This is a genomic window from Terribacillus aidingensis (genome assembly GCF_040703035.1).
Taxonomy (GTDB): Bacteria; Bacillota; Bacilli; order Bacillales; family Amphibacillaceae; genus Terribacillus.
On the sequence record NZ_CP159996.1, the window covers coordinates 1,873,942 to 1,898,703 of the forward strand.

The 24,762-nt window shown below is 45.5% G+C and carries 30 protein-coding genes; 3 read left to right on the plus strand and 27 right to left on the minus strand.

Features of this window, described 5'->3' with window-relative positions; translation table 11 throughout:
* Window positions 1-3 precede the first annotated feature (3 nt).
* From argR to ABXS78_RS10010, 25 genes are all read right to left on the minus strand, one after another.
* Window positions 4-453 carry a transcriptional regulator ArgR gene (gene argR, locus ABXS78_RS09890; RefSeq protein ID WP_038561172.1) on the minus strand — a complete coding sequence of 150 codons (450 nt, stop codon included), beginning with the start codon at window positions 451-453 and terminating at the stop codon, window positions 4-6.
* Complete coding sequence (locus ABXS78_RS09895; protein WP_366247125.1) at window positions 446-1,303, minus strand: TlyA family RNA methyltransferase; 858 nt, start codon at window positions 1,301-1,303, stop codon at window positions 446-448. Before ABXS78_RS09895 ends, argR begins: the two co-directional genes overlap by 8 nt.
* Before the next feature lie 4 nt (window positions 1,304-1,307).
* Window positions 1,308-3,203: a 1-deoxy-D-xylulose-5-phosphate synthase gene (dxs, locus tag ABXS78_RS09900; protein WP_366247126.1), complete on the minus strand. Its 1,896-nt coding sequence runs from the start codon at window positions 3,201-3,203 to the stop codon at window positions 1,308-1,310.
* 288 nt (window positions 3,204-3,491) lie between these two features.
* A complete protein-coding gene (locus tag ABXS78_RS09905; protein WP_366247127.1) occupies window positions 3,492-4,379 on the minus strand; it encodes a polyprenyl synthetase family protein in 888 nt (295 codons plus the stop codon).
* On the minus strand, window positions 4,380-4,613 hold the full coding sequence (locus ABXS78_RS09910) for an exodeoxyribonuclease VII small subunit (RefSeq protein WP_366247128.1): 234 nt from the start codon (window positions 4,611-4,613) through the stop codon (window positions 4,380-4,382).
* Window positions 4,606-5,952 carry an exodeoxyribonuclease VII large subunit gene (xseA, locus tag ABXS78_RS09915; RefSeq protein WP_366247129.1) on the minus strand — a complete coding sequence of 449 codons (1,347 nt, stop codon included), beginning with the start codon at window positions 5,950-5,952 and terminating at the stop codon, window positions 4,606-4,608. The genes ABXS78_RS09910 and xseA overlap by 8 nt, the downstream gene beginning before the upstream one ends.
* 14 nt (window positions 5,953-5,966) lie before the next feature.
* Complete coding sequence (gene folD / locus ABXS78_RS09920; protein WP_366247130.1) at window positions 5,967-6,827, minus strand: bifunctional methylenetetrahydrofolate dehydrogenase/methenyltetrahydrofolate cyclohydrolase FolD; 861 nt, start codon at window positions 6,825-6,827, stop codon at window positions 5,967-5,969.
* Between the two features lie 14 nt (window positions 6,828-6,841).
* Window positions 6,842-7,225, minus strand: a complete 384-nt coding sequence (gene nusB / locus ABXS78_RS09925; RefSeq protein WP_095222562.1) for a transcription antitermination factor NusB — start codon at window positions 7,223-7,225, stop codon at window positions 6,842-6,844.
* A 122-nt stretch (window positions 7,226-7,347) separates the two neighbouring features.
* Window positions 7,348-7,683, minus strand: a complete 336-nt coding sequence (locus tag ABXS78_RS09930) for an Asp23/Gls24 family envelope stress response protein (RefSeq protein WP_366249918.1) — start codon at window positions 7,681-7,683, stop codon at window positions 7,348-7,350.
* 77 nt (window positions 7,684-7,760) lie between these two features.
* Window positions 7,761-9,110, minus strand: a complete 1,350-nt coding sequence (gene accC, locus ABXS78_RS09935; RefSeq protein WP_366247131.1) for an acetyl-CoA carboxylase biotin carboxylase subunit — start codon at window positions 9,108-9,110, stop codon at window positions 7,761-7,763.
* A gap of 14 nt (window positions 9,111-9,124) precedes the next feature.
* Window positions 9,125-9,601 carry an acetyl-CoA carboxylase biotin carboxyl carrier protein gene (gene accB, locus ABXS78_RS09940; RefSeq protein ID WP_366247132.1) on the minus strand — a complete coding sequence of 159 codons (477 nt, stop codon included), beginning with the start codon at window positions 9,599-9,601 and terminating at the stop codon, window positions 9,125-9,127.
* Between the two features lie 111 nt (window positions 9,602-9,712).
* Window positions 9,713-11,539, minus strand: coding sequence for an ABC transporter ATP-binding protein (locus ABXS78_RS09945; RefSeq protein WP_366249919.1), 1,827 nt, complete (start codon window positions 11,537-11,539; stop codon window positions 9,713-9,715).
* On the minus strand, window positions 11,533-13,239 hold the full coding sequence (locus tag ABXS78_RS09950) for an ABC transporter ATP-binding protein (RefSeq protein WP_366247133.1): 1,707 nt from the start codon (window positions 13,237-13,239) through the stop codon (window positions 11,533-11,535). The genes ABXS78_RS09945 and ABXS78_RS09950 overlap by 7 nt, the downstream gene beginning before the upstream one ends.
* A gap of 130 nt (window positions 13,240-13,369) precedes the next feature.
* Complete coding sequence (locus ABXS78_RS09955; protein ID WP_366247134.1) at window positions 13,370-13,933, minus strand: SpoIIIAH-like family protein; 564 nt, start codon at window positions 13,931-13,933, stop codon at window positions 13,370-13,372.
* Between the two features lie 12 nt (window positions 13,934-13,945).
* On the minus strand, window positions 13,946-14,590 hold the full coding sequence (gene spoIIIAG / locus ABXS78_RS09960; protein ID WP_366247135.1) for a stage III sporulation protein AG: 645 nt from the start codon (window positions 14,588-14,590) through the stop codon (window positions 13,946-13,948).
* Window positions 14,587-15,207 carry a stage III sporulation protein AF gene (spoIIIAF, locus tag ABXS78_RS09965; RefSeq protein ID WP_095222555.1) on the minus strand — a complete coding sequence of 207 codons (621 nt, stop codon included), beginning with the start codon at window positions 15,205-15,207 and terminating at the stop codon, window positions 14,587-14,589. The genes spoIIIAG and spoIIIAF overlap by 4 nt, the downstream gene beginning before the upstream one ends.
* A gap of 11 nt (window positions 15,208-15,218) precedes the next feature.
* Window positions 15,219-16,394: a stage III sporulation protein AE gene (gene spoIIIAE, locus ABXS78_RS09970; protein WP_366247136.1), complete on the minus strand. Its 1,176-nt coding sequence runs from the start codon at window positions 16,392-16,394 to the stop codon at window positions 15,219-15,221.
* 13 nt (window positions 16,395-16,407) lie between these two features.
* On the minus strand, window positions 16,408-16,806 hold the full coding sequence (spoIIIAD, locus tag ABXS78_RS09975; RefSeq protein WP_245609722.1) for a stage III sporulation protein AD: 399 nt from the start codon (window positions 16,804-16,806) through the stop codon (window positions 16,408-16,410).
* Between the two features lie 4 nt (window positions 16,807-16,810).
* Window positions 16,811-17,017 carry a stage III sporulation protein AC gene (gene spoIIIAC / locus ABXS78_RS09980; RefSeq protein WP_038561221.1) on the minus strand — a complete coding sequence of 69 codons (207 nt, stop codon included), beginning with the start codon at window positions 17,015-17,017 and terminating at the stop codon, window positions 16,811-16,813.
* Between the two features lie 23 nt (window positions 17,018-17,040).
* Entirely contained in the window at window positions 17,041-17,553 is a 513-nt protein-coding gene (gene spoIIIAB, locus ABXS78_RS09985; protein ID WP_366247137.1) for a stage III sporulation protein SpoIIIAB, read from the minus strand.
* Window positions 17,550-18,464, minus strand: a complete 915-nt coding sequence (spoIIIAA, locus tag ABXS78_RS09990) for a stage III sporulation protein AA (RefSeq protein ID WP_366247138.1) — start codon at window positions 18,462-18,464, stop codon at window positions 17,550-17,552. Before spoIIIAA ends, spoIIIAB begins: the two co-directional genes overlap by 4 nt.
* A gap of 120 nt (window positions 18,465-18,584) precedes the next feature.
* Complete coding sequence (gene efp, locus ABXS78_RS09995) at window positions 18,585-19,142, minus strand: elongation factor P (RefSeq protein WP_095222551.1); 558 nt, start codon at window positions 19,140-19,142, stop codon at window positions 18,585-18,587.
* Window positions 19,143-19,168: 26 nt separating this feature from the next.
* On the minus strand, window positions 19,169-20,230 hold the full coding sequence (locus tag ABXS78_RS10000; RefSeq protein WP_095222550.1) for a Xaa-Pro peptidase family protein: 1,062 nt from the start codon (window positions 20,228-20,230) through the stop codon (window positions 19,169-19,171).
* Window positions 20,231-20,248: 18 nt separating this feature from the next.
* Complete coding sequence (gene aroQ, locus ABXS78_RS10005; RefSeq protein ID WP_366247139.1) at window positions 20,249-20,677, minus strand: type II 3-dehydroquinate dehydratase; 429 nt, start codon at window positions 20,675-20,677, stop codon at window positions 20,249-20,251.
* Window positions 20,678-20,761: 84 nt separating this feature from the next.
* On the minus strand, window positions 20,762-21,238 hold the full coding sequence (locus tag ABXS78_RS10010) for a YqhR family membrane protein (RefSeq protein WP_366247140.1): 477 nt from the start codon (window positions 21,236-21,238) through the stop codon (window positions 20,762-20,764).
* Window positions 21,239-21,357: 119 nt separating this feature from the next.
* Here ABXS78_RS10010 and ABXS78_RS10015 point away from each other — a divergent pair, with 119 nt between their 5' ends.
* Entirely contained in the window at window positions 21,358-22,302 is a 945-nt protein-coding gene (locus ABXS78_RS10015; RefSeq protein WP_095222547.1) for a DUF1385 domain-containing protein, read from the plus strand.
* 43 nt (window positions 22,303-22,345) lie between these two features.
* Window positions 22,346-22,768, plus strand: a complete 423-nt coding sequence (locus tag ABXS78_RS10020) for an SA1362 family protein (protein ID WP_366247141.1) — start codon at window positions 22,346-22,348, stop codon at window positions 22,766-22,768.
* A gap of 13 nt (window positions 22,769-22,781) precedes the next feature.
* Here the strand turns inward: ABXS78_RS10020 and ABXS78_RS10025 are convergent, their stop codons facing one another.
* A complete protein-coding gene (locus ABXS78_RS10025) occupies window positions 22,782-23,669 on the minus strand; it encodes a patatin-like phospholipase family protein (protein WP_366247142.1) in 888 nt (295 codons plus the stop codon).
* 88 nt (window positions 23,670-23,757) lie between these two features.
* Window positions 23,758-24,177 (minus strand): transcriptional regulator MntR, encoded by a 420-nt coding sequence (gene mntR, locus ABXS78_RS10030; RefSeq protein ID WP_095222544.1) that lies wholly within the window; start codon window positions 24,175-24,177, stop codon window positions 23,758-23,760.
* A 193-nt stretch (window positions 24,178-24,370) separates the two neighbouring features.
* Here mntR and ABXS78_RS10035 point away from each other — a divergent pair, with 193 nt between their 5' ends.
* A complete protein-coding gene (locus ABXS78_RS10035; protein ID WP_095222543.1) occupies window positions 24,371-24,757 on the plus strand; it encodes a rhodanese-like domain-containing protein in 387 nt (128 codons plus the stop codon).
* The last annotated feature ends 5 nt before the right edge of the window (window positions 24,758-24,762 follow it).

The following is a 24,762-nucleotide window of genomic DNA, read 5'->3' on the forward strand; positions in this document are numbered from 1 at the left end:
CGTTTACAGCATGGCCAGCAGTTTGTCTTTCACAAATTCTGTATCAGCTTCTGTACGGCAAATGATCAGAATCGTGTCATCCCCACTGATCGTACCGAGAATCTCATCCCAATCCAGATTATCCAAAAGAACTGCAAGTGCATTCCCATTACCAGGAAGTGTTTTAAGTACAATAAAATGACTTGTCGTATCGATACTTACAAAAGCATCCATGATAAGCCGCTTGAGTTTTTCAAGCGGATTGAACCGATTGTCAGCAGGCAAGCTGTATTTGTAAGCTCCCTCGAAGGTTGGAACTTTGACAAGGTGCAGTTCCTTGATATCACGGGACACAGTAGCCTGTGTCACATTGAAACCTAAATCCTTCAGATGGTCAACAAGCTCATCCTGTGTTTCAATATCGTTGTTTGTGATCAACTCGCGAATTTTGATATGTCGTTGAATTTTACTCATTGTCTTCCTCCATCGCTTCCTCCGACACGCCTTTCTTCGCGGATAGTTGCTGATGCGCATCGTCGACGACTGCTCTAATTGCCTCTGTATCAGGGAATTCATCTGCAGTATCCTTTTCCAAAGCTAAGTGAGCCAGGAATTCGATATTACCGTCCCCGCCAGTTATTGGTGAAAAAGTCAGTCCTTCATACTGAAAACCGAGCGATTCACTGAATTTCAATGTATCCTCCAGTACTTCTAAATGCACTTTCCGATCTCGTACGATTCCTTTTCTGCCTACTTGCTCACGACCTGCTTCGAACTGTGGTTTAATCAACGCGACAACATCGCTGCCTGGCGCTAGAATACCCTTCAATGCAGGCAAAATCAATCGCAGGGAAATGAAAGAAACATCAATTGACGCGAAATTCGGCAGTCCTTCTGTCAGCATATCTGGTGTGACATAACGGAAATTCGTTCTCTCCATTACTACGACACGCGGATCATTCCGCAACTTCCAGTCAAGCTGATTATATCCGACATCAATCGCATAGCTGCGCGCAGCACCGCGCTGCAAAGCACAATCAGTGAAACCGCCCGTCGAGGAACCGATATCAACCATTGTCCGGCCTTCGACGCTGATTGCGAAATAATCCAAAGCCTTCTCCAGCTTCAATCCGCCTCGTCCTACATACGGAATCACTTTGCCTTTGACAGTTAAGTCAGCTGTTTCGTCAACTTTCATACCAGGTTTATCAAGACGGTCCTGGCCAGAATATACGAGTCCAGCCATGATCGTCCTTTTTGCTTTTTCTCTAGTTTCAATAAGTCCTCTCTCCACGAGGAGAACATCCAATCTCACTTTTGCCATTCACTCAAGCCCTTTGCTCTTCATTCATTCTTACAATTTTACGGAGTCTGTCGATTGCATTTTCCTTCGTTAATCCGACTTCCTCCATTTGTTCAGGAACACTGCCATGTTCAACAAAGTAGTCAGGTATACCCATTCGTCTGACAGAAGAAGCATTGTAGCCATTCTCCTCAGCAAATTCCATCACACCACTGCCGAAACCGCCTTTAAGTGCAGCTTCTTCAACAGTCAGGATCGGTAAATGCGAAGCGAAAATCTCATGAAGCATTGCCTCGTCCATCGGTTTGATGAAACGGGCGTTCACGACGCGTACAGAAATACCATCAGCGGCGAGTGATTCACTTGCCTCCATTGCCAGTGGGATTGTTGTCCCAAATGTCAGGATAACCGCATCCGTTCCTTCTCTTAGCACTTCCCAGCTTCCGATAGGCAATGCATGAGTTGTGTCATCTACTGGAACACCAAGTGCATTTCCGCGTGGGTAGCGCAAGGCTATCGGCCCTTCTTCATGCGCCAAAGCAGTATGGACCATATGCTGTGCTTCATTCTCATCTTTTGGCATCATAATGGTGAAGTTCGGCATTGCTCGCAGGAACGATATGTCGTATACACCCTGATGCGTCTCCCCATCCGCTCCAACAAAACCAGCACGGTCGATTCCGACAAAAACATTCAGGTTTTGTCTTGCAATGTCATGAAGCAGTTGGTCATATGCCCGCTGCAGGAAAGTGGAGTAAATGGCAAGGAAAGGTTTTACACCTTGTGTCGCCATTCCAGCTGCCATTGTTGTGGCGTGCTGCTCCGCTATTCCGACATCAAAAAGACGATCCGGCATTTCTTTCTTGAAGTTTTCCAGCTTGGAACCAAGAATCATAGCGGGAGTAATGACTGCAATCCTTTTATCCGTACGTGCTTTATCAAGGACGGCTTCACTGATCACCTTACTCCAAGCAGGAGCTGTAGCGGAGCTTTTGATTTTTTCACCGGATTCAATCTTGTATGGGCCGACTCCATGCCAATTATCTATTTTATCACTTTCAGCAGGATGATACCCTTTCCCTTTTTGGGTAACAACATGGATGATTTTCGGTCCTTTTGTTTTCTTGGCGTAATTTATCGCTTCTTCAAGGTCTTGGAAGTTATGGCCATCAACAGGTCCGAAATAGGTGAACCCCAGTTCCTCGAAGAACATGCCGGGAACCATGAAATACTTCATGCTATCTTTCATCCGTTCTGCAGCATTAGCCAGCTTGCCGCCCACAGCAGGAATCTTTTTAAGCAGCGTTTCCATTTCATCCTTCGCCCGCTTGTACTTCCCTGCACTGCGCATTCTGCCGAGAACATGATGCAGTGCACCAACGTTATTCGCGATAGACATTTCGTTATCATTAAGGATGACAGTAATGTTCTTTTTTTCATCACCTATATTGTTCAGCGCTTCCAATGCCATTCCGCCTGTGAGAGCACCATCTCCAATAACCGGTACGACCTCATAATCCTCATCCATCAAATCCCTTGCTGCAGCCATACCCATTGCAGCAGAAAGTGATGTAGAGCTATGCCCTGTCTCCCATACATCGTGCTCACTCTCAATCCGTTTCGGGAAGCCGCACATGCCTTTATATTGGCGTAGTGTTTCAAAGTCAGCTGTTCTGCCGGTCAGTATCTTGTGAATGTATGCTTGATGCCCTACATCCCAGATAAATTTATCCTGCGGACTGTTGAATGCTTTATGCAGAGCTAGTGTGAGTTCCACGACACCAAGATTCGCACCTAGATGTCCCCCTGTGACGGACAGCTTCTCAATCAGAAATGTCCGGATGGAAGCTGCAAGTTCATTTAGCTCCTCATTTGACATTTCCTTCAAGAATGCCGGGTTCTTAATTGCTGTTAAATCCATATAACCTTCCCCTTTTGTCACCGGCTTGATCAGCCTGACAGCATAGTATGAATAGGTACATTTCTGCGCCGGACGAAGAAATCAATCCTGTAGGTTTATACCCTGTTTCTATCTCCCCTACATCAATATCAGACATTTTCTGCACTTCGGCTGTGCAGGAGCCTATTTAAAAAGAGCCGCTAGCACATATGTGATAACGGCGTTTTCTATGTTCGTACGTATCAGTTCTGTCCTATATTCCTAGTAGCAATATATCACAGTTGGCTAGCTGCTTACAATCAATAACAGTCAGCTCGTCCTTCTGCTTAGATATACGGTAAGCTCATGCAATCTGGAATCCTTGATATCTGCTTGCTCCAGACACTGGTGAGCCAAGCTGACGTATTTGTCCATCTGCGCCTTTGCTCCGTCAAGGCCTAGCAGCTTTGGATACGTGCTCTTCTTATTTTCTTCGTCACTGCCGACTGGTTTTCCGAGGACAGATGAGTCACCTGTAACATCCAAAATGTCATCCTGCACCTGGAAAATCAGGCCGATATAGGTACCAAACTGTTTCATCAGCTCAAGTTTTTCAGGTTTTACCCCGGCTAAATAGGCTCCGGCAACAATCGCATATGTTAATAACTTACCCGTTTTTAAATTATGTATTTGCTCTAATTCATGAAGCGTACTTTCTTTATCTTCCGCTTCCATATCCAATGCTTGTCCAGCAATCATGCCAGTTGGCCCAGCAGCTTCGGATAAATAAGACATCAGATATACCTTTTCCTCTGGCTGTAACCCTGCAGCTTGCCCGATGACAGAAAAACTTCTTGTAAGAAGTGCATCACCTGCAAGAATCGCTGTTGCTTCCCCAAATTTCTTATGATTCGTAAGCTGTCCACGACGGTAATCATCGTCATCCATTGCAGGCAGATCATCATGAATCAACGAGTAGGTGTGCACCATTTCAAGCGCAGCAGCGGCTGGAAGGACTTTATCGCCATGTCCGCCGAAGGATTCAAATGCTGCACGCATAAGAATTGGACGCAGCCGCTTGCCTCCAGCCCGCATGCTATATAAAACAGATTGCGCTAGAGAGTCTGGTAGCATGTTATCTTTTTCGAGCAAGTTCATCATGTACTCGTTTAAGTGGTGCTGCTCTGCTTTCAAATAATCCTGCAACGATTCATTCACTTATTCTTCCTCCTGTACAGTGAATGGCTCGGTTTCGCCGGCATTATTCACGATTTCCACCATCTGCTTCTCGACTTGTTCGAGCTTATCGCCACAAATTTTGGAAAGCTTCATACCTTCCTGGTAATAGCCGATCGCCTGTTCAAGCTGGACATCCCCCTGCTCCAGCTTGCTCACAATTTCCTCCAACTGCTGCATTGCTTCTTCAAAGCTCTGTTTTTTCTCCTCAGCCATTTGTATCCTCCTTCACTTCCTTGACGATACAATCTATTGTGCCGTCCTCCAGATGGATTTGCACATCATCGCCTTTATTAACCTGATTCACGCTCTTTAGAAGGGTATCTTGTTTATACGAGATACTATATCCTCTCTTCATCGTTTCCAATGGGTTCAATAAAGAAAGCTTATTGATCTGATGCAGAAACTTCTGTTGTTCGCTTTCATGCCTTTTTCCCATCGCTTGCTTCAGCCTGGCTTGCAGGGCAGTAAGCTGCTGTCCGTAGTTCTGTGCCTGTTTTCCTGGATGAACAAGTGAAAGCCTATTAACCAAAGTAGTAAATTGCTGCTGTCGCGCTGATACCGCAGTCGTACCTGCTCTGCTTAGACGATCGGAAAGCTTGTCCAGCTCTATCTCCTTCTGCCTGAGAAGCTGCTCAGGATACCGGAATGCATAGGAACCTCGAAGTTTTGCCAATCTGTTTGCTTCTTGGGTGTAGCCTTGACGGACAACATAATGCATCCTGTTTGAGAGCTGTGCTAAGCGGTGCAGCAATTCTTCTCGGGCTGGCACAGCCAATTCAGCTGCACCGGTCGGGGTAGCTGCTCTGACATCGGCAACGAAATCACTGATGGTAAAGTCCGTTTCATGCCCGACTGCGGAAATTATCGGAATACTCACACGATGGATAGCGCGTGCGACGATTTCCTCATTAAAGCTCCAAAGCTCTTCGATCGAGCCGCCGCCTCTACCGATGATCAGCACGTCAAAGTCATGCTCTTCTGCATAAGAGAGAGCTTGTACAAGCGACGGAGCTGATCGATCACCTTGTACCGATACAGGGAGAACCGTCACTTTAACAATTGGATACCGCCTTTTGATTGTCGTCAAAATATCCCTTACGGCTGCACCAGTCGGGGAAGTAATGACTCCAATATGCTCCGGATAAGCTGGGAGCGGTTTCTTGTGAGCAGTAGAAAATAAACCTTCTCTTTCCAGCTTCTCTTTCAGCTGTTCATAAGCTTGATACAGCGCTCCCACTCCATCTGGCTCCATATGCTGAATATAGAGCTGATATTGGCCCTGCGGCTCATATAAGCCAATTTCTCCTCGGATCAAAACGGTCATTCCGTTTTCCGGAACAAATTTCATTCCTTTGTTCTGACTTGCAAACATGACAGATTGTATCCGTGCTCCATCATCTTTCAATGTCATATACATATGACCGCGACTGTGGTGCTTGAAGTTTGATATTTCAGCTCTTAGCCAAATATCCTTCAAATGTTTGTCCGTTTCCAGCTTCCGCTTCATATAGCGGGTCAGGGCAGTCACGGTCAGATAACGGTCATCACTCATACTTTACCTGCTCCTTACACTACCGCTGCTGCTTGGCGTCTTGCTGCTTTGATTGTATTAAGCATCAGCATCGTGATCGTCATTGGACCTACACCGCCCGGCACTGGTGTAATAATAGAGGCAACTTCCTTCGCATGTTCGAAATCGACATCTCCTGTCAGCTTGCCTGCTGCATTCCTGTTCACACCTACATCGATGACGATGGCGCCTTCTTTGATATCTTCTGCTTTAATCATATGCTCACGTCCTACTGCCACAACAAGGATATCTGCTTGTTTTGTGAAGCTTCTAAGATCCGGTGTGCGTGAATGCGTATGAATCACAGTAGCATGCTCATTCAAAAGCAGCTGCCCGATCGGCTTGCCGACAATATTGCTTCTGCCGACGATGACAGCAGTTTTACCTGCAATCTCAACATCCTTCGACTTCAGCATTTGGATGATTCCGTATGGTGTACATGGATAGTATGTATCTTCTCCAAGCATCATTTTGCCAACATTGGCAGGATGGAAGCCATCTACATCTTTTTCTGGATCAATGCTGTCGATAACTGCTTGTTCATCGATATGTGCCGGAAGAGGCAATTGGACTAGAATGCCGTTCACATTCGTATCCAAATTCAAACGCTGAATAAGATCCAGCAGCTCCGTCTGCGTTGTAGAACTTGGCAGTTCAATCAAATCAGAACTGATACCGATTTCGGCTGATGCTTTTTCTTTCCCTTTTACATAAGATCTGGAGGCAGGATCGTCTCCAACTAAGACAACGGTCAGATGAGGCAGAATATCTTGTTCTTTCAGTGCTGCTGCTTCTTGTTTCAGTTCTTCCCGAATCGTTGCTGCAAGTTCTTTTCCGTAGATTAATTCTGCTGTCATACTCATCCGCTCCCTTATTTTTTGATTATTCTAGATAGTACGCCGTTAACGAATTTGCCTGATTTCTCATCTCCGAATAGATTTGAAATCTCGATGGCTTCGTTGATGACTACGCCTTGTGGTACATCTGAATGATGCAGAAGTTCATATACTGCGATACGCAATGCTGTCTTTTCCACACTCGCTAGCCGATCGAATGACCAATTCTCTAAATGCTCGGCAATTTTTGCATCGATTTCAGCTTTATGCTCGATTACGCCATTAATAAGACTAGCCAAAAAAGCATTCTGCAAAGGCTCTCCTAATACATTTTCCACAGCCTCTTCTGGCTGAATATCGTTCATGTCCATCTGGAAGAGGACTTGGAAGGCAGTTTCCCGTGCCGTACGTCGTTTCATATTCTATCTCCTTTTAACTCATCTCATCAAATCATAACATGATATATAGGCTTAAATCTATCTTTGAACAAAAGAAAAGACCTCAGGGCCGAACCAGCCAAGGTCTTTTCCAGCGAAACAGTCTATTCGACAGTGTCCGCTTTTAGATCGAGTTGTATACCTACTATATGGACATTGATCTCTTTGGTCGCAAGTGCCGTCATCGTCTGCAGCGCCTGACGGATATGCTGCTGAATGTCTTTGGCTACCTCGGGCATCCTGCAATCGGCACTAACAGTAATAAAGACGTCGATTGCCACTCCTTGTTCCGTGAGTTCAACCTTGATACCTTTACCATGTGCCTTCTTGCCGAGCTTTTCCGCCACACCAGTGGCAAAGCCGCCCCTCATTGCCATAACGCCCTTCACTTCACTTGCTGCAATTCCGGCAATTACCTCAATCACAGCAGGTGAAAGCATGACGTTGCCAAGTGCTCCCTTATGACCGATCGATACGAAGGATTGCTCTTGCAAAGATCTCACATCCTTTAGGTTATTTACTCCATGATTGTGTAATTTTCAAGGAAGTTCGTGTTGAAATCCCCTTCTACAAACACCGGGTGCTCCATCATACGTGAATGGAACGGAATCGTTGTATGCACACCTTCGACAGCAAATTCACTCAAAGCGCGCTTCATTCTGGAAACTGCTTCTTCACGTGTTTTGCCGAACGCGATCAGCTTCGCCACCATACTGTCATAGAATGGCGGAATAGAATAGCCCTGATAAGCTGCTCCGTCCACACGTACACCGAAACCGCCTGGTGCAAGGTAAAGATCGATTTTACCTGGTGAAGGCATGAAGTTCTTGAATGGATTCTCTGCGTTGATACGGCACTCGATAGCCCATCCGTTGAATGTGATATCTTCCTGCGCATAACGTAACGGCTCATTGTTGGCAATATGAATCTGTTCCTTGATAAGATCCACGCCTGTCACAAGCTCGGTTACGGGATGCTCCACTTGGATACGTGTATTCATTTCCATGAAATAGAATGTATGATCTTTACGATCAAAAATGAATTCGATTGTACCAGCACCAGAATAATCAACCGCAAGAGCTGCTTTCACTGCTGCTTCACCCATTTTCGCTCGGATTTCCGGTGAAACTGCTGGAGAAGGAGATTCTTCGATCAGCTTCTGCATACGACGCTGTACCGTACAATCACGTTCCCCAAGATGGATAGCATTGCCATGGTTATCCGCAAGCACCTGGATTTCCACATGACGGAAATCTTCTATGTACTTCTCTAAGTAGACACCAGGGTTTCCGAAAGCTGTAGCTGCTTCCTGCTGCGTTACACTGATTCCTTTTACAAGTTCTTCTTCCGTACGGGCGATTCGGATACCTTTACCGCCTCCGCCAGCTGTCGCTTTGATGATGACTGGATAGCCAATCTGTTCTGCGACTTTCTTACCTTCTTCTGCGTCTGCAACGATACCGTTTGAACCGGGCACTACTGGAACACCAGCTTCCCGCATCGTTTCACGAGCAACGTCCTTTGTTCCCATCTTGTTGATGGCATACGCACTAGGACCAACGAATGTAATGTTGCATTCGGCACATAGCTCTGCAAAATCTGGGTTCTCTGCTAAAAATCCATATCCAGGATGGATTGCATCGACACCAGTCAGCGTCGCTACGCTAATGATATTCGAGAAATTCAAGTAACTTTCTTTACTTGCTGCCGGACCGACACAATACGCTTCATCCGCCAGCTGTACATGTAATGCTTCTCTGTCTGCTTCCGAATAGATTGCGACGGTTTCTATATCCATCTCTTTGCAGGCACGGATAATCCGGACAGCAATCTCACCTCGGTTGGCAATCAATAATTTCTTAATCACAACGAGTCAACCCCTTAGTTAGCCTTCACTCTGAACAGAGGTTGTCCATATTCAACAAGCTCTCCGTTTTCCACTAGTACTTCTACGATTTCACCAGATACGTCTGCAGTGATTTCATTGAATAGTTTCATCGCTTCCACGATACATACAACTGTGTCTTTCTCCACTCGCTCACCGACGCTTACGAAAACATCAGAATCAGGATTTGGTTTGCTGTAGAAAGTACCGACCATCAATGATGTGATTTCGTAATCATAATTCTTTGCAGCTGCTTCTGGAGCTTGCGCTGCTGGCTCAGGCTGCGCAGCTGATACTGGTGCCTGCGGAGCACTTACGGCCGGCTGAACTGGCGCTGGTGCCGCTGCAACTTGTACAACTTCTTTGTTTTTGCGAAGGGAGACTTTTTCACCTTCAGTTTCATAATCGAATTCATCTATTGAAGATTGATCAATTAAGGTAATAAGTTCTTTCAATTCTTCTAATTTAAGCATATTGGCACTCCTTTACAATGGTCCTGCAAAATGATTCCTACAGATTTAATCACTAACATATTTTACGCAAACGTTAAAAAAATCGCAACACCTACGATTAATCGGGGAGTATCAGCTGCTCGAAGCATGCTGTGTTTTCTCATTCTGTAGGGCAGAATAGAAGCCTTTTTGCTCCATCAGCTCATGATGGCTCCCTTGTTCTTTTATTTTGCCATCCTGCAGCACAAATATCTTGTCAGCCTGTTCGATTGTATTAAGGCGATGCGCCACTACAATACTTGTACGCCCCTCCATCAACACTTTCATCGCTTGCTGGATCCTGAGTTCTGTAATCGTATCGATACTGGATGTTGCCTCATCCAGCAAGAGGATATCGGGATCCTTCAATAACGCTTTGGCAATGGACAGCAGCTGACGCTGCCCGTGACTAAGGCCGCCGCCATCCTGCCCCACTACCGTTTCATATCCTTCCGGTAGTCTGGTAATGAACCGGTGAGCATTGGCTGCTTTGGCTGCTTCTATCACTTGATCATCTGTAGCTTCCAATTTACCATAGCGGATATTCTCAAGGATAGTACCTTTGAACAAGAAATCCTGCTGCAAGACAACCCCGATTCGATTACGGTAGCTGTTAAAATCCAGCTCAGGAAGCGGGTTATCATCTATTGTAACCTGCCCTTGATCAGGCTGATAAAAACCAGCAATCAAGTTCATGATTGTTGTTTTCCCAGATCCAGTTGGGCCGACGAAAGCTGCCATTTGCCCCGACTGAACAGAGAAACTGATATCCTTTAGGGCAGGTTCTCCTTCATACGTGAATGTCACATTCTCGAAGCGTATGTCTCCTCGAAGTTTAGATACTGTTTGTTTCGCCGTTTCTTCGTGTTCTTCCTGCTCGTCCAAAATCCCAAAAACCCGTTCTGCACCGGCAAGCGCCGAGAACAAGGAATTAAATTGGTTCGCCAAGTCATTCAACGGCCGAGTGAATTGCCTTGAGTATTCCAGGAAGATGACAATCGTCCCTACAGTTATACCCGCACGTCCATGCCCAATCAGGAGAGCACCAACGCCGGCAATGACCGCAAAACTAATGTTATTCAGCATATTCATCCACTTAGGAATGAAGCCGGAAAAAGTTTGAGCCCAGAATCCTGCGTGCTGCAGTTGTTCTGTTTTATTGCGAAAGATACCCGTCACTTTGCTTTCTTGAGCATATGCTTTAATGACTGCCTGGCCGGATATACTTTCTTCTGCAAAACCGTTCACACGGCTGACAGCTTGCTGCTGTGTTCTGAAAGCATGCCGGGTTCGGTTTGTGATCCATTTGATGCCGATGAACATGATTGGTACAACGAGCAGCGTGATGATCGTAAGTACCGGGCTAAGCATGACCATGACAGCCAGTATACCGATAAAGGTAATGATACTGGATACGATCTGAACCAACGACGTATTCAGCGTCGTCGAAATATTATCCACATCATTCGTCATCCGGCTCATCAGCTCTCCGTGCTGCCGCTTATCAAAGAAAGCAAGCTTCAATTTCTGCAGATGGACAAAAAGATCCTGCCTAATCGAGTACACAGCTGTTTGCGAGATGGTGATCATCCAGTAGCCTTGCAAAAATGTCATGACAGCAACAGTGAAATAAATCAGCAACAGCCAGCTCAATTGGTGCAGAAGATATCCTGCCGTATAATCCCTACTTACAAATCTGTCAACGATATGCCCCAGAATGACAGGACCAACCAACGCCAGAATAGAGCTTACAATAATCATACCGAGCGTACTGAAAAGCAGACGTCTCTCGTGAAGCATGTATTGCCAAATTCTTAGCAGAGTATCTTTAGGATTTTCTACTTTTGCTTTCTGTTTACGAGCGTTTGCATTATATGCCGGCCGTTTATATCGGAACGCTTCCGATAACTTTTTCATAATGTCGCCTCCCTCTGCTGCTGGGAAGCCCGAATCGCACGGAACAGTTCTGATTGCTCCAAAAGCTCATCTGCTGTGCCATATGCAGTTCGCTTTCCTTCTTCTACGATTAAGATCCGATCACACTGCATCGCTGTACTTAGCTTCTGTGTGACAAGTACCGTCGTACATTGGTAGCGCTTTAGCACCTCCAATAGTTTGCGTTCTGTCTGCAAATCCAGAGCGCTTGTACTATCATCCAATAGAAGAAGTGACGGCTGTAACAGCAATGCTCTCGCAATCGTAAGCCGCTGTTTTTGTCCGCCCGAAAGATTGATTCCATTTTGCCCGAGTCTTGTATCCAGCTTATCTGGCAATTTGTTAATCGTGTCATAAATTTGCGCATCCTTTGCAGCACGTATAATTGCTTCATCGCTTGCATCAGGTACTCCCCAGGCGATATTCTCCCGGATTGTACCAGAAAATAATTGGACATCCTGGGAAACGAAACCGACTTGTCGGCGAAAAGACCTGCTGTTCAAACTAGATAAAGGTGTGTCGTCTGCCAATACTCTTCCGTTGTCAGGTTCGTATAAACCAATCATAAGATGCAATAAAGTTGATTTGCCGGAGCCTGTTTCCCCTAATATAGCGACACGTTCACCAGGATTGATTTTCATCGTGAAATCTTCAATGACCGGTACTTTACCATTTGGATATCTGTAGCTTACCTGCTCTAAGTCTATCTTTCCGCGATAAGTTTCAGATGTCGTCTCTCCATTATCTGAAGGAGGATCCAATTCCAGAATTGCAGCAATTCGTGTGCTGGATGCTTTTGCCCGTGCATAAAACGTAATCAGCATGCCGACAACACTCAATGCTCCTGTAATCCTTGTTGCATAGTTAACGATCGCAACTATATCGCCGACATTCGTTTGCTGCTGTATGCCGCCAATATATAAAATGGCCAAAATAGCAATATTCATCACCAAAGTGAGCAAAGGTACCGACAATTCCGTATAACGAAATGCTTTCAGCATATTCTGACGCAGCTCATTGCTAGCCTGCTCAAAGCGATTTTGTTCATGCTCCTCTCGGGCAAAAATCCTGATAAGCCGGAGCCCGACAAGGTTTTCACGCATCACATGATTAACTTTATCCACACCGCGCTGCACAGTCCCGAAATAACGGATGCTCCGTTTCATGATGAAATGCAGAAAAATCAGCAGTATAGGAATGACAATCAGTAGTATAAGTGCAATCCTGGCATTCACTACAAATGCCATAACGGTTCCTCCGATAATCAGGAAAGGTGCCCTGATCATGAAACGGAAGAACATGACAATAGTAAGCTGAATTTGGTTGACATCATTTGTCAGTCTGGTTAAGAGTGTACTGGTGCCAAAATGCTGGATATCCTGAAGCTCCGCCTGCTGAACCTTTTCATACATCTGATCCCGCAGCTCTTTTCCAACACTTTGACCAAGATGATCGGCAAAGAAAATATTGATGATTCCAGCTCCGAATCCTATAATTGCAATGGCCACCATTCCCAGGCCTAGCTCGATTACAAGTCCATTATTGCCAGCGGCAATGCCGTCATCAATGAGCTTTTGCAAAAGAAATGGCTGCACAAGTTCAACGGAAAGCTCCATCATGATAAAAACCAATGAAGTTACGATTATGAGCCAATAAGGTTTAAGATAACTGAATACTGTCTTCACTGCTTACGCCTTCTCCCTGCTTATGTATAGCCTGCTGCTAATCATACCCTAGCATACCACCACTCTAAACAAAATCGTACAAAACACCCTCCTATAGAAAAAGGAGCATTCCATGAATGCTCCTCCCCGGTTATTTCTGCGGAATGTATTTTACATCCACGTTGGCACCTGCGAATTCATCTGCAGCCATCTGCATGATGCTATTGGCTTCTTGTGCTGTCATTTTGTCGGCTTTTACGGTAACCTGTACATGTCCATCTTCTGCTCGGACAAGCACTTCCTCATAGCCTTTCTCTGCAATGATTGATTCTTCCAGGATGGACTCTTTCGATGCGAATTGCTCCATCAGTTCGATTTGACTGACCGCTTCATTCTTTTCTTCTGTGCTTGTGGAAGAGCTGGCAACAATTTCTTCAAGTCTCGTTTTTGCTTCGCTTCGCTGATCCATTGTCTGCATCCGGATGCTGGCAAATAGTTCATCGACATTAGCCGGTTCAGTCGTTACATCGGCTTCTCCTTCTTCTTTGGAACCAGTTTCCCCAGAGTCGCCGGCTGTTGTGCTTGTCCCATTTTCATCCGCTTTATCATTTATAAAAGCCAGTTCGTCCCCGTTCGGAGAAGTCATATAATAGACACTCAATACGATCAGCAAGCTCAGCATCGTCAATAGCCATACTGTTTGTTTTTTCAACATCCCAATTCCCCCTTAATTTTTCGGCATGACCGAAATTCGATGTGTCGGTACATCCAGCACTCGTGATACAGCTTCCACAACCCATTCCTGAACTGTCGCTTGTTCTGTCCCCTTTGCAACAACAAGCACCCCTCTCACTTCTGGCTTTCTTGTTTCCACCAGCAGCGGCACTTCTTGATCTCCTTGTCTGACGAGCACTACCTGCTGTTCCTCATTTTCATCCTCCACTACCCGTTCGCCGCCGTTTTGGTCGGTTTCTTCGGATGTCTGCTGGCCGATGATCAGATTCTTTTCATAAATCTTCTGATGGGTGCTGTTCAGATTGACCATTACTTCCACTTCGGAAACACCTTTGATTTTTTCCAGCAGGCCGACCAGGTCTTGCTCGTATGCTGCTTCCAAATCTGTAGTCGAAGCCGAAGAAGCGTCGTTTTCTTTCTTTGCGAAAGTCTCTTCTGTTTCTGCTGCTGTTTCATTTTGAATCTGCTTGGTGTTTTGTCCATCTGGCTCCTTCTGTTCCGTGAATAAGCCGCTTACGAGTAAAAGCAAAGCACCTAGCAGTCCGACAATGACCAAATATCCAAGCTTTGTCGGTTTCTTATTCTGGGAATCTTTCAGCTTCCACTGTTCGGAAAGCTTGTCTAGTAATTTCTTCATCCTGTCCCCCCTTTTTGGGTGACCTCAAGCGGCAGATCTTCAAGCTCCCAGATTTCGGCCAGATGGGATTTCACTCTCTCCATGTCCTCGGTCTGTTCATTTGCTTCGATAGGACGGGAACTGTCGATGACGACGTCGCTGATTTCTCCTTCCGGTAATCCCTGGTCGGTATTCTGCACCGTTACTTGGATGGAATCGATTGCTTCGGTCGTTTCCTCATCCTCTCCCTCCTTAAAGGCCACTGCGATGTCTGTAATTTGCATATGAAACTTCTCTTGCAGCGTTGGATTTGCTTGGTCCTTCAATTGGACAGCCATCTGTTCCTCAATATATGCGCGCTGTACGGAATCTATTTCACTTTTCTTCTCTTCTATTGAATTTTCTATCGAGGGGGCGTCTGTCAAAGCAGCAAAGCCTTCCATTGCTTCTTGCACCGCTCTCGTTGAATCTACCTGGAATAATGCGAAAACTGGTTTAAGGAATAACAGGAGCAGCATGAGCCCCATGACCAGCTTGACGTATTTGCGGATATCGGTATCTGGTAAAACCATATCCAGTACAAAAGCGAGAAGGATGAACAGAATGATCTGCATCACCCATGATTGCAAGGCTTCCAAGTGACCAGCTCCTATCTCAGCATTAATGTGACATTGCTCGAAGCCACAATGATGACAATGGCAATGAAGAACATGAACGCGACTACGAGCAGACAAGCGAATATATAAAGGATATACTTACTCATCACTTGCATCGATTTGATGATCGGACCGTCACCTAGCGGCTGCAGCAAGGCTGCGGCAATTTTGTAGATAAGTGCGATAGCAAGAATCTTGATTGCCGGAAACAACGAGATTGCCAAAACGATCAGCACCCCGACAATCCCGATTGCGTTCTTCAGAAGCAGTGAAGCACTAAGCACAGTATCAGTAGCATCGGTGAACATACGGCCAATGACAGGTATGAAGTTTCCGGTAACGAATTTGGCTGTCTTCATCGCTACACCGTCCTGTACCGCTGTAACGGCACCCTGGACGGAGATGACACCAAGAAAGACAGAAAAGAAAATACCCAACAGCCATAATCCGATGTTTTTCAATAAATCGGCAAGCTGGGTTACTGGATACTCTTTGTTGATTGTACTGACTAGATGCAAGAGAGCACTCATGAGGAATAATGGGATGATTATCTTTGCGATCAATAGCCCGCTGGCGTGGATAAGGAAAACAATGATAGGATGAAAGAAAGCGACGGCAGATAAACTTCCAAACGAAGCCATCAATCCAAGCAGCAGCGGAATCAAAGCCAGCATGAAATCACTCATACCATTGATAGCTTCCATTGCGTAATTCACTGACAAACGGAAGCTGTTCAAAAGAAGTGTCAGAAGAACCATACATACGATCAAATAAGCGACTTTGCTGATTGAACCTTTATTGAATGCGGTTTGGATTGTCTGGAGGATGCTGCTGAATAGAGTTAAAAGAATCAAGATACCAAGCAGCTTTCCATTGAGCAGCAGCTCATACAGCAGATATTCAAAAAGCCCTTTCAACCATGATTGGATGGAGATATCTCCTTGCTGCTTGATAAAATCAACGAAAGAGCCTTTCTCCAGTTCCGGTATAAACTGGCCGTACTTGTCTGATAAAAGCTCCCAATAACCCGTGAGTTCTTCAGTCGGCAGACTGTCGAATGCTGTGATCGCAGCCTCCTGTTCTTCTGCTTGGCCTGTCTCAGCAAAAGCAGCTGATGGAAGTGCAAGAACACCAAACAAAGCAAAAAGAAATACCAAGCAGCGTTTCAACGTATCCAGCTCCTTATCCGCCCGGCATGAAACTCATGATTGTCTCGATGACCGCTGTCAGAATCGGTATGGCCACCGTTATGATAATGATTTTTCCGGCAAGCTCTATTTTTGCAGCGATTGCTGATAACCCGGCATCTCGTGTTAGATGCGCACCAAATTCCGTGATATAAGCAATGCCGATGATTTTCAAGATCGTTTTGATATAAAGACCTTCCACATTTGCCCGTTCACCCAGCTGTTCAATCAGAAGCAGAATGCCAGTAATCTTTTGCAGGATGAACAGGAAAATGATGATGCCCGTCACCACGACAACAAAAAATGCAATCGATGAATTTTGTTCTTTTACAATTAAGGCAAGCAAACTTGCTACAATGCCAATGGATACGATTATAATGATATCCATCTTAATCGCCTCATCCCTGGAATAAAAACACCGACTTGATCTGCTGGAACAGTTCCGATAATTTGCCCAAGACGATGAGCAGTACCAGGATGAAACCCATCAGTGTCGTGAATTGTGCAATCTCTTCCTTTCCCATTTGCTTCAGTACAGTATGAATGATTGCGACGATCATCCCGATACCTGCGATTTGAAATAGAATCATTGCTTCTCCGAGCATAGCGGACTCCTTTCCTACCTCGTTCAGATAAGCAGTAGTACGATCAGCAAACCTGTCAGGAATCCAAGGTTACGGATCATTTTTCCATAACGCTGACTCGCTTCTTCTGATTCCTCCAGCTCCCGTTCCAGGTGGGTTCTGGCCAGCTGGATATGCTTTTGCTGCTGTTCAAAGTCGTGCTGGCCAAGTGTACGGCCGAATTGCAGCCAAACATCCTTTTCAGCGGGTTTCAGTGCTGTTGTACCTATCCAAGCCTCTGTCGTCTCTTCCCAGCAGTCATACAGACCTGCCGGATGCAGCTGCAGCTTATCAGATAAAGATCGAAAAAAGGAAGCTGCCGGATGCGGAACCTGTTTGGCCAGATTTTCGCTTGTTTCAATGATGCTTGTCTGACTGTAGAGTATTTCTGCCTCCATCACCTGCAGACTGCTGATCAGCTGGCGGATTTGCTTTGGTCGCTGCTGCAGTTTGCGGGACAGCTCGAAACCTACCCAAGTTGCGGCAATAAGCACAAGTATTGCTCCTAGCCACTTCATGCGTTTGCACCTGCCGGGCTAGCTGTTTCCAACAAAGCTTGTACTACGCCAGGAGACATGCCCTTCTTCAAAATGACGATGCGTTCGAATACTTTCTGTTCGAATAAGGGCTTTAAAGAAGGACGTTGACGGATGGAATCCAAGCTGTCACCGTGAACACTGCATACGATCCTCACACCTGCATGCAAGGCTTCCTGCAATGCCTGGACATCCCGCTCGCTTCCAATCTCGTCCGCCACTATTACATCCGGGGACATCGATCGGATCAGCATCATTAAACCCTCTGCTTTCGGACAGGCATCCATGATATCCGTCCTTTTTCCAAGATCATGCTGCGGTATGCCATTGATGCTTCCTCCAATTTCAGAGCGTTCGTCAACGACTGCAGTCTTCAACGCCGGATATTGCTGCCAGCCTGTAGATAGAGAACGGACTATATCACGAAGAATGGTCGTTTTACCAGACTTCGGCGGTCCTATGATAAGCGTATGGCGACAAGTGCCGTCAGGCTTGTACAAGGAAGACATGATTTTTCCCGCTGCTCCTGGTCTTGCTTTGGCAATTCTTATATTGAAGGAGGATATATGCTTAAGAGCTTTTACGACACCGCCCTCTGTATTGACCTGCCCACTCAATCCGACGCGATGCCCTCCTGCAATGGTGATATAACCTTCTCGCAATTCATTTTCAAGTGCATATAAGGAAAAATCACTCAATTGATTCAGCATGAACCGAGCATCTGCAGCCTCCATTAGCGAAGCTTCAATCCATTCAGTTCCGTCATCGAAGCACAACTCAAGCTGCTGATTCGTCCGGCAGCGAATTTCCTGCAGCTTGTCCCATCGTCTCCCTACTTTTTCTGACAAGAGAGCTTGTAAAGGCGGTCGAAACAATTTCTGGATTTCCTTCATTCTGCTCACCTCTAACTTCGATTGGACACGTTGTCCATACTGTAATGTATGTGCCTCTGAATGGTTTATGCCACAAAAAAAGAGCCCCTTCCCATGTTGGGAAGAGGCCCTCTCGCTGTCTTATGCACGTGAAACGTATTTTCCATCTGATGTGTTGATGATAAGTACATCGCCTTCGTTGATGAAGAAAGGTACTTGCACGCTCAAACCAGTTTCTACGATAGCTGGTTTCGTACCGCCGCTTGCAGTATCACCTTTGATACCTGGTTCTGTTTCTACAACTTTCAATTCTACGTTATTCGGAAGATCTACACCAAGTGTTTCACCACCGAAAGTCATAACACTGATTTCCATGTTCTCTTTCAGGAATTTCAGCTCATATTCGATCTGCGCTGTGGAAAGTTCCAGCTGATCGTATGTGTCGGTGTCCATGAAAGTATGTGTTTCACCAGAAGCATAAAGATATTGCATCTTTTTATGTTCGATATGTGCACGAGAAACTTTCTCTCCAGCACGGAATGTTTTTTCCTGGATGTTACCATTACGCAAATTACGCAGCTTAGAACGTACGAATGCCGCACCCTTACCTGGTTTTACGTGCTGGAAATCGATAACCTGCCACAGGCCATTATCTACTTCGATTGTTAGGCCCGTACGAAAATCGTTTACTGAAATCATTGTTTTCCTCCTTCGAAAAACGGCTGTTACAAAGTAATTAAATCTTTAGTGGAGAACGTCAGGCGTTCACTGCCATCAGCTGTCAGCACGAGATCATCCTCAATTCGGCATCCGCCTACTTCCGGTATGTAGATCCCCGGCTCTACTGTAACAACCATTCCCGGCTTCAATACCGTATCGGAACGGAAGGATAGAGCTGGCGATTCGTGTACATCCATACCGAGCCCATGTCCGGTTGAATGTCCGAAGTACTGACCGTAGCCTTTTTCGGAGATATAGTCTCGTGTGAGCGCATCGGCTTCTTTACCAGTAATACCCGGTTTCACGCCTGCAACTCCTCGAAGATTCGCCTCTAGTACTATATCATAAATTTCACGTAATTTGTCACTTATCTCACCTACTGCAAAAGTTCGGGTGATATCCGAGCAATATCCATTGTAAAGGGCACCGTAATCCAGCGTGACCAATTCGCCCTTTTGAATCTCCTTATCTGATGCTACACCATGCGGCAATGCGGAACGGTATCCGGAAGCGACGATCGTATCGAAACTGGATTGTGTCGCGCCCTGCTTGCGCATAAAGAACTCAAGCTCGTTGGAAACTTCGATCTCCTTCATGCCTGGCTTCACGAAAGTAAGGATATGTGTATAAGCTGCATCGGCAATCTCGGCAGCGGTCTTCATGATAGCAAGCTCTGCCTCTGATTTGATCAGACGCAGCTCCTCAATCAAGCCTGATGCAGGAATGAGGTCTGCATGTACAGCATTCTGAAACTGCTGGTACAGTGCGAAAGTAACATCTTCATGCTCAAATCCAGCTTGCTGAGCACCTTCTTTAAGAAGCTGTGCAGCAGCTTCCTGAATGATGGACTGTTTATGCTCGATGATCTCAAAATCAGGAGCTTGTTCTGTTGCCTGCTCAATATAACGGAAATCAGTGAGGAACAGCTGCTTCGATTTAGTGATGATAAGAAGGCCTGCACTTCCGGTAAAGCCTGATATGTATCGGCGGTTCTGTGCACTCGTTACGATGAATGCGTCCAAGTTCTTCTTTTCCATTAAGGCACGTAATTTCTCTAATTTCTCCATCTGTTTCTTCCTCTCCCTTTATTTCTCCAGCAGCGCTAAAGCCGCATATCGGTATCCTTTAATACCTAAACCGACGATCTGACCCTTACACACGGATGCCAGCATCGAATGATGACGGAATTCCTCCCGCGTATGGATATTCGATATATGCACTTCCAGTACCGGAATAGGGACACTTGCAATCGCATCCCTGATCGCGATGCTTGTATGTGTATATGCTGCGGCATTCAGGATGATTCCGCTGCACGTACGGCCTGCCTCCTGGATCTTATCGACCATCGCACCTTCATGATTGGACTGAAAGTCTTCCAGTTCGTACCCGAAACTGTCTGTCACCTTCTTCACTTCAGCAACTACATCAGCCAGCGTATGGCTTCCATAAATTCCAGGCTCCCTCGTTCCGAGCAAATTTAAATTAGGTCCATTGATCAACATTAAGCGATTCACAATCTTCATCCTTTGGTTACATTATTTTAACTTTCACATAGTGTAACATAAGACGGAAGCTTTGTGATTGAAAATTCGAAATGCTTAATTATCCTGGTATGCTTCGCTTTGCTGGTATTCGAAGCTGATGCTGTATCCGATAAATACAGCATAAAGCAAATACAAGCACATTGTCGTGATATTTGCATTCCGATCTGCTTGGAATGCACTATCCACGCCATGGATAATCGGGGCCAGCACCAACTGGACAAGAACCCAGAGCACCACACCGAAAATTAAGCTGGGGATGATTCCTTGCTGTTTCTTCAAGAACAGGAAATACAAGTAGGCAATCAAGATGGATAGAATACCGACTATGAAAATGCTGATCAGCTCAGCCACCCAAGTGTCAGCCCAAGGCATCCAAACCCATGAACGGAGGACGAAATCCGCCACAGACAAGTCGGTAAAATGAAAGAAGTACGCTACCCATGCGATGGCTGACCAAAGCACGCCGCCGACGAATCCGGTAGCGACGGCACTTCTATTAAAACGTGATGCGGTTTTACGGTTTTGCTGCATAAAATTCACCTCAATACGTAGCATGCCTTAACCAAACGATTTTAATCACAGATGCCATCTAGTGTTATCTGTATTTTTTTAGTAAAATAGAAGGAAATCGAAACGAGGCTGGTGAAATAATGTCAGATAAACAAACCAATACCTATGGCGGGCAAGCCGTCATTGAAGGTGTCATGTTTGCGGGAAAAAACAGCTTCGTTACTGCCGTTCGCAGAAATGACGAGAGCATAGACTACTTAACCGTCGAACGCCAAGACAATCCGAAATTATCCAAGTTGAAAAAGATACCTATACTGCGAGGAATCGCAGCGATCATACACGCTAGCGCCAATGGCACGAAGCATCTGAACTTTTCTTCAGAACGTTACGGGGTCAATCCTGAGGACGATGCACAGATAGTTCCAGAGGAGAAAAAATCAAAGCTGGCAATGATCATTGGTATCGGTGCCGTTGGTGTACTATCCTTTATCTTCGGGAAATTAATATTCACACTGACTCCTGCACTCGTCGCGGATTTCTTCGACAAGTGGCTTCCTTCCAGATTCGAACAAGTTGCACTGGAAGGTTTCCTGAAGCTTATCCTGCTTCTTGCCTATGTTTATCTCGTTTCCCTGACACCATTGATCAGGCGTGTATTCCAATATCACGGCGCTGAACATAAGGTGATCAACTGTTACGAAAACGGTCTGCCGCTTACGGTAGAGAATGTACAAAAGCAATCCAGGCTTCATTATCGATGCGGATCAAGCTTTATGCTGTTCACTGTCATAGTCGGTGTGATTGTGTATATGTTCGTTGCCACAGATCCGCTATGGTGGCGTATGGTGAACCGTATCCTGCTTCTGCCGCTTGTTATCGGTCTGTCCTTCGAGGTACTTCAGCTGACGAATAAGGTTCGTGATATCCCTGTTCTTCGCTTCCTTGGCTATCCAGGCCTATGGCTGCAGCTGGTCACGACAAAAGAGCCAAAGGATGATCAAGTGGAAGTTGCCCTGGCTTCTTTCAAAAAAGTGCTTGAAAATGATTCTGTACAGGTGAATAGTGGTATAAAGATAGTAAGATAACGAAACCATGTCACCATCAAGGCATGGAAAGGAGGAAAATGGGTTGCGTAGATCTGGGTCTTCCATCATCGTGTTTGTTTTGATTGGTCTTGCTGTCATCGGTGTCAGCATGCAGCTCGTGACAAATCCAGGAGCATTCTTCCAAAACGTGCTCGTTTGGATTGGAGGTGCCGTCCTCTTTGGTGCATTACTCTACTTCATTCTTACACGCTTGCGTGGCCGCTCCGCTGCAGGCGGCAGTGGCAGCAGCAGTGATATGCAGAAATATAAGAAAGCAGTAAAGCAGTCCAAGCAGAAATACAAGCAGCCAAAAGCCCGCCCTGTCAACAAACCAGCTAAACCAGCAGCTAGTATCAAAAAAGTTTCCGCTGCCAGAAAAAAACGTCCGGTAAAGGATCGCTCACGCGGTCCGCAGCTTCGTGTCATCGAAGGAAACAAACAGAAACGCAAAAAGTCGAGCATCTGATGCCCGACTTTTTTTATGGCCAGCGTTTTAGAAAGTGCTCTGCTTTCTCCCTGCCGACTGCTATTAGCTTCTCCTTTTCCAAAGCTGATATATCGAAATCGGCCATTCCGATACCTTCTACCGGAATGAAGATGATGTCCCTTGCTGTTTCCTGATTTATATGACGCATATCATGCGCTACCTTCATCGTCTTAAAAAGCGCATAAAACAGATCAAAAGATTGATGAACTTTCTGGACCGGAATTTTTTGTACTGCTTCACTCAGCTTCATTCCCAGGATAGGCCGCCTCAATAGACGCTCCTCCCCTTCCAGTGTCCAAAGCGGGAAGTTGCTCAGCACTCCGCCGTCGAGCAGCAGACTTCTTTTCCGATTGTTATAGAGAAGTTTTGCCGGCATGAATATGTACGGAATACCTGCACTCATCCTAATAGCCCGGGCTACCGGGAAACTTCCGCCATCGATTCCATATGTCTCGTTCAAATCATCCGGAAAAACGATTAATCTGCCTAACGTTACATCTGCTGCGATCACTTTCAATGTTCGAGGCTTCAAATCATGAAAAGTATACACTTGTTTTCTTGCCAATGCCTCATAAAGCCAGCGTTCCAATGCATTTCCTTTGTACAGTCCCATTTTGAAATATAGCGTTAGCCAATTAGCAAAAGGAATATATCTTGTAAGCTTAATAGGATCGGTGAATTTACTGATATCCGTTTCTTGAAGCAATGCTTCCATTTCTTCCCCGCTGTAACCAGCTGCCAGCAAGCCGGCGACAATAGCACCAGCAGAGGTGCCAGCCACATTCTCAAACTCGTATTTCTCCTTCTCCACAGCCTGTATAGCACCGATGAATGCAAAAGCCTTCACCCCGCCGCCTGAGAAAACACCGTCTATTTTCATAAGCACGCTCCATGATGACTTTTTATTATACCTAATCAGGAAAGTGCTTTTTTAGAACAAAAAAACCATCCAAATTGGATGGTTTCTGTTAAGACTTCTGTTTTTGCTGTATTTTGATCAATGCTTCTTTCCGTTCATTATCTTCCTGGAAGTACTGAACAAGATTACCGATCCGCTCGATTGAATTCCAGCTCATATGATGCTCGATACCTTCTACATCCTGATAAATATTCTCTTCCTCGACACCGATGATTCGCAGGAAGTCTTCCAAGAGTTCATGCCGATAGACAAGCCGTTTGCCGACCTGCTCTCCTTTATCAGTAAGAATCAAGCCACGGTACTTTTCATATTTCAGATATTCATCCTTGTCCAGCTTCTGCACCATTTTCGTAACAGAAGACGGATGTACCTGCAGATTCTCTGCTATATCGGACACACGGGCATATCCCTTTTTCTCCATTAATATGTAAATTTGTTCAATATAATCTTCCATGCTCGGTGTAGGCATAAAACTCCTCCATTCAATCCACTGCAACTTCTACATCTTAATATGATACACCTTTTCCAGCGGACAAACAAGCCAACAAAGTTGAAGTGGGTCAAAAGTGTTACACTTATATGAACAGCTATAAAAAATCTTTGAAAATAAGCGCCTGCTTGCTATAATGTAAGTTGGAGTATCAGCAGATGGGGGAAATGACATGGAAGCAGTACTAGTTATTGGAGTTGCACTGATTGTATTCATCGCATATAGTGTAATCCGCTATTTCATTCAGAAGAAACACCTGAAAACTCTTACAGAGGAAGAATTCAAAGCTGGATACCGTAAAGCGCAGCTGATTGATGTACGTGAGCCGAAAGAATTCGACGGCGGACACATCCTAGGTGCACGGAATATCCCACTTACCCAGCTTCGCTACCGTTTGGCTGAAATCCGCAAGGACAAGCCTGTTTATATGTATGACCAAAACGGTACACGTACTGTACGTACTGCAGCAATGCTGCATAAAAAAGGCTATCAGGATCTTAATCAGCTTAAAGGCGGTTTCAAAGCCTGGAGCGGTAAGATCAAACGTAAAGGTGATTAAAAGAG

What these genes read in the sequence shown, in the direction of transcription:
- spoIIIAB (WP_366247137.1), bottom strand. Translation starts at nt 17,553, where the DNA reads ATGAAGTGGCTAGGAGCAATACTTGTGCTTATTGCCGCAACTTGGGTA.
- ABXS78_RS10010 (WP_366247140.1), bottom strand. Translation starts at nt 21,238, where the DNA reads ATGCAGCAAAACCGTAAAACCGCATCACGTTTTAATAGAAGTGCCGTC.
- spoIIIAG (WP_366247135.1), bottom strand. Translation starts at nt 14,590, where the DNA reads ATGAAGAAATTACTAGACAAGCTTTCCGAACAGTGGAAGCTGAAAGAT.
- ABXS78_RS09910 (WP_366247128.1), bottom strand. Translation starts at nt 4,613, where the DNA reads ATGGCTGAGGAGAAAAAACAGAGCTTTGAAGAAGCAATGCAGCAGTTG.
- ABXS78_RS09895 (WP_366247125.1), bottom strand. Translation starts at nt 1,303, where the DNA reads ATGGCAAAAGTGAGATTGGATGTTCTCCTCGTGGAGAGAGGACTTATT.
- ABXS78_RS10015 (WP_095222547.1), top strand. Translation starts at nt 21,358, where the DNA reads ATGTCAGATAAACAAACCAATACCTATGGCGGGCAAGCCGTCATTGAA.
- spoIIIAA (WP_366247138.1), bottom strand. Translation starts at nt 18,464, where the DNA reads ATGAAGGAAATCCAGAAATTGTTTCGACCGCCTTTACAAGCTCTCTTG.
- mntR (WP_095222544.1), bottom strand. Translation starts at nt 24,177, where the DNA reads ATGCCTACACCGAGCATGGAAGATTATATTGAACAAATTTACATATTA.
- nusB (WP_095222562.1), bottom strand. Translation starts at nt 7,225, where the DNA reads ATGAAACGACGTACGGCACGGGAAACTGCCTTCCAAGTCCTCTTCCAG.
- ABXS78_RS10025 (WP_366247142.1), bottom strand. Translation starts at nt 23,669, where the DNA reads ATGAAAATAGACGGTGTTTTCTCAGGCGGCGGGGTGAAGGCTTTTGCA.
- xseA (WP_366247129.1), bottom strand. Translation starts at nt 5,952, where the DNA reads ATGAGTGATGACCGTTATCTGACCGTGACTGCCCTGACCCGCTATATG.
- ABXS78_RS09930 (WP_366249918.1), bottom strand. Translation starts at nt 7,683, where the DNA reads ATGCTTTCACCTGCTGTGATTGAGGTAATTGCCGGAATTGCAGCAAGT.
- ABXS78_RS10035 (WP_095222543.1), top strand. Translation starts at nt 24,371, where the DNA reads ATGGAAGCAGTACTAGTTATTGGAGTTGCACTGATTGTATTCATCGCA.
- folD (WP_366247130.1), bottom strand. Translation starts at nt 6,827, where the DNA reads ATGACAGCAGAATTAATCTACGGAAAAGAACTTGCAGCAACGATTCGG.
- ABXS78_RS09955 (WP_366247134.1), bottom strand. Translation starts at nt 13,933, where the DNA reads ATGTTGAAAAAACAAACAGTATGGCTATTGACGATGCTGAGCTTGCTG.
- dxs (WP_366247126.1), bottom strand. Translation starts at nt 3,203, where the DNA reads ATGGATTTAACAGCAATTAAGAACCCGGCATTCTTGAAGGAAATGTCA.
- accB (WP_366247132.1), bottom strand. Translation starts at nt 9,601, where the DNA reads ATGCTTAAATTAGAAGAATTGAAAGAACTTATTACCTTAATTGATCAA.
- ABXS78_RS10000 (WP_095222550.1), bottom strand. Translation starts at nt 20,230, where the DNA reads ATGGAGAAATTAGAGAAATTACGTGCCTTAATGGAAAAGAAGAACTTG.
- spoIIIAC (WP_038561221.1), bottom strand. Translation starts at nt 17,017, where the DNA reads ATGCTCGGAGAAGCAATGATTCTATTTCAAATCGCAGGTATCGGGATG.
- argR (WP_038561172.1), bottom strand. Translation starts at nt 453, where the DNA reads ATGAGTAAAATTCAACGACATATCAAAATTCGCGAGTTGATCACAAAC.
- efp (WP_095222551.1), bottom strand. Translation starts at nt 19,142, where the DNA reads ATGATTTCAGTAAACGATTTTCGTACGGGCCTAACAATCGAAGTAGAT.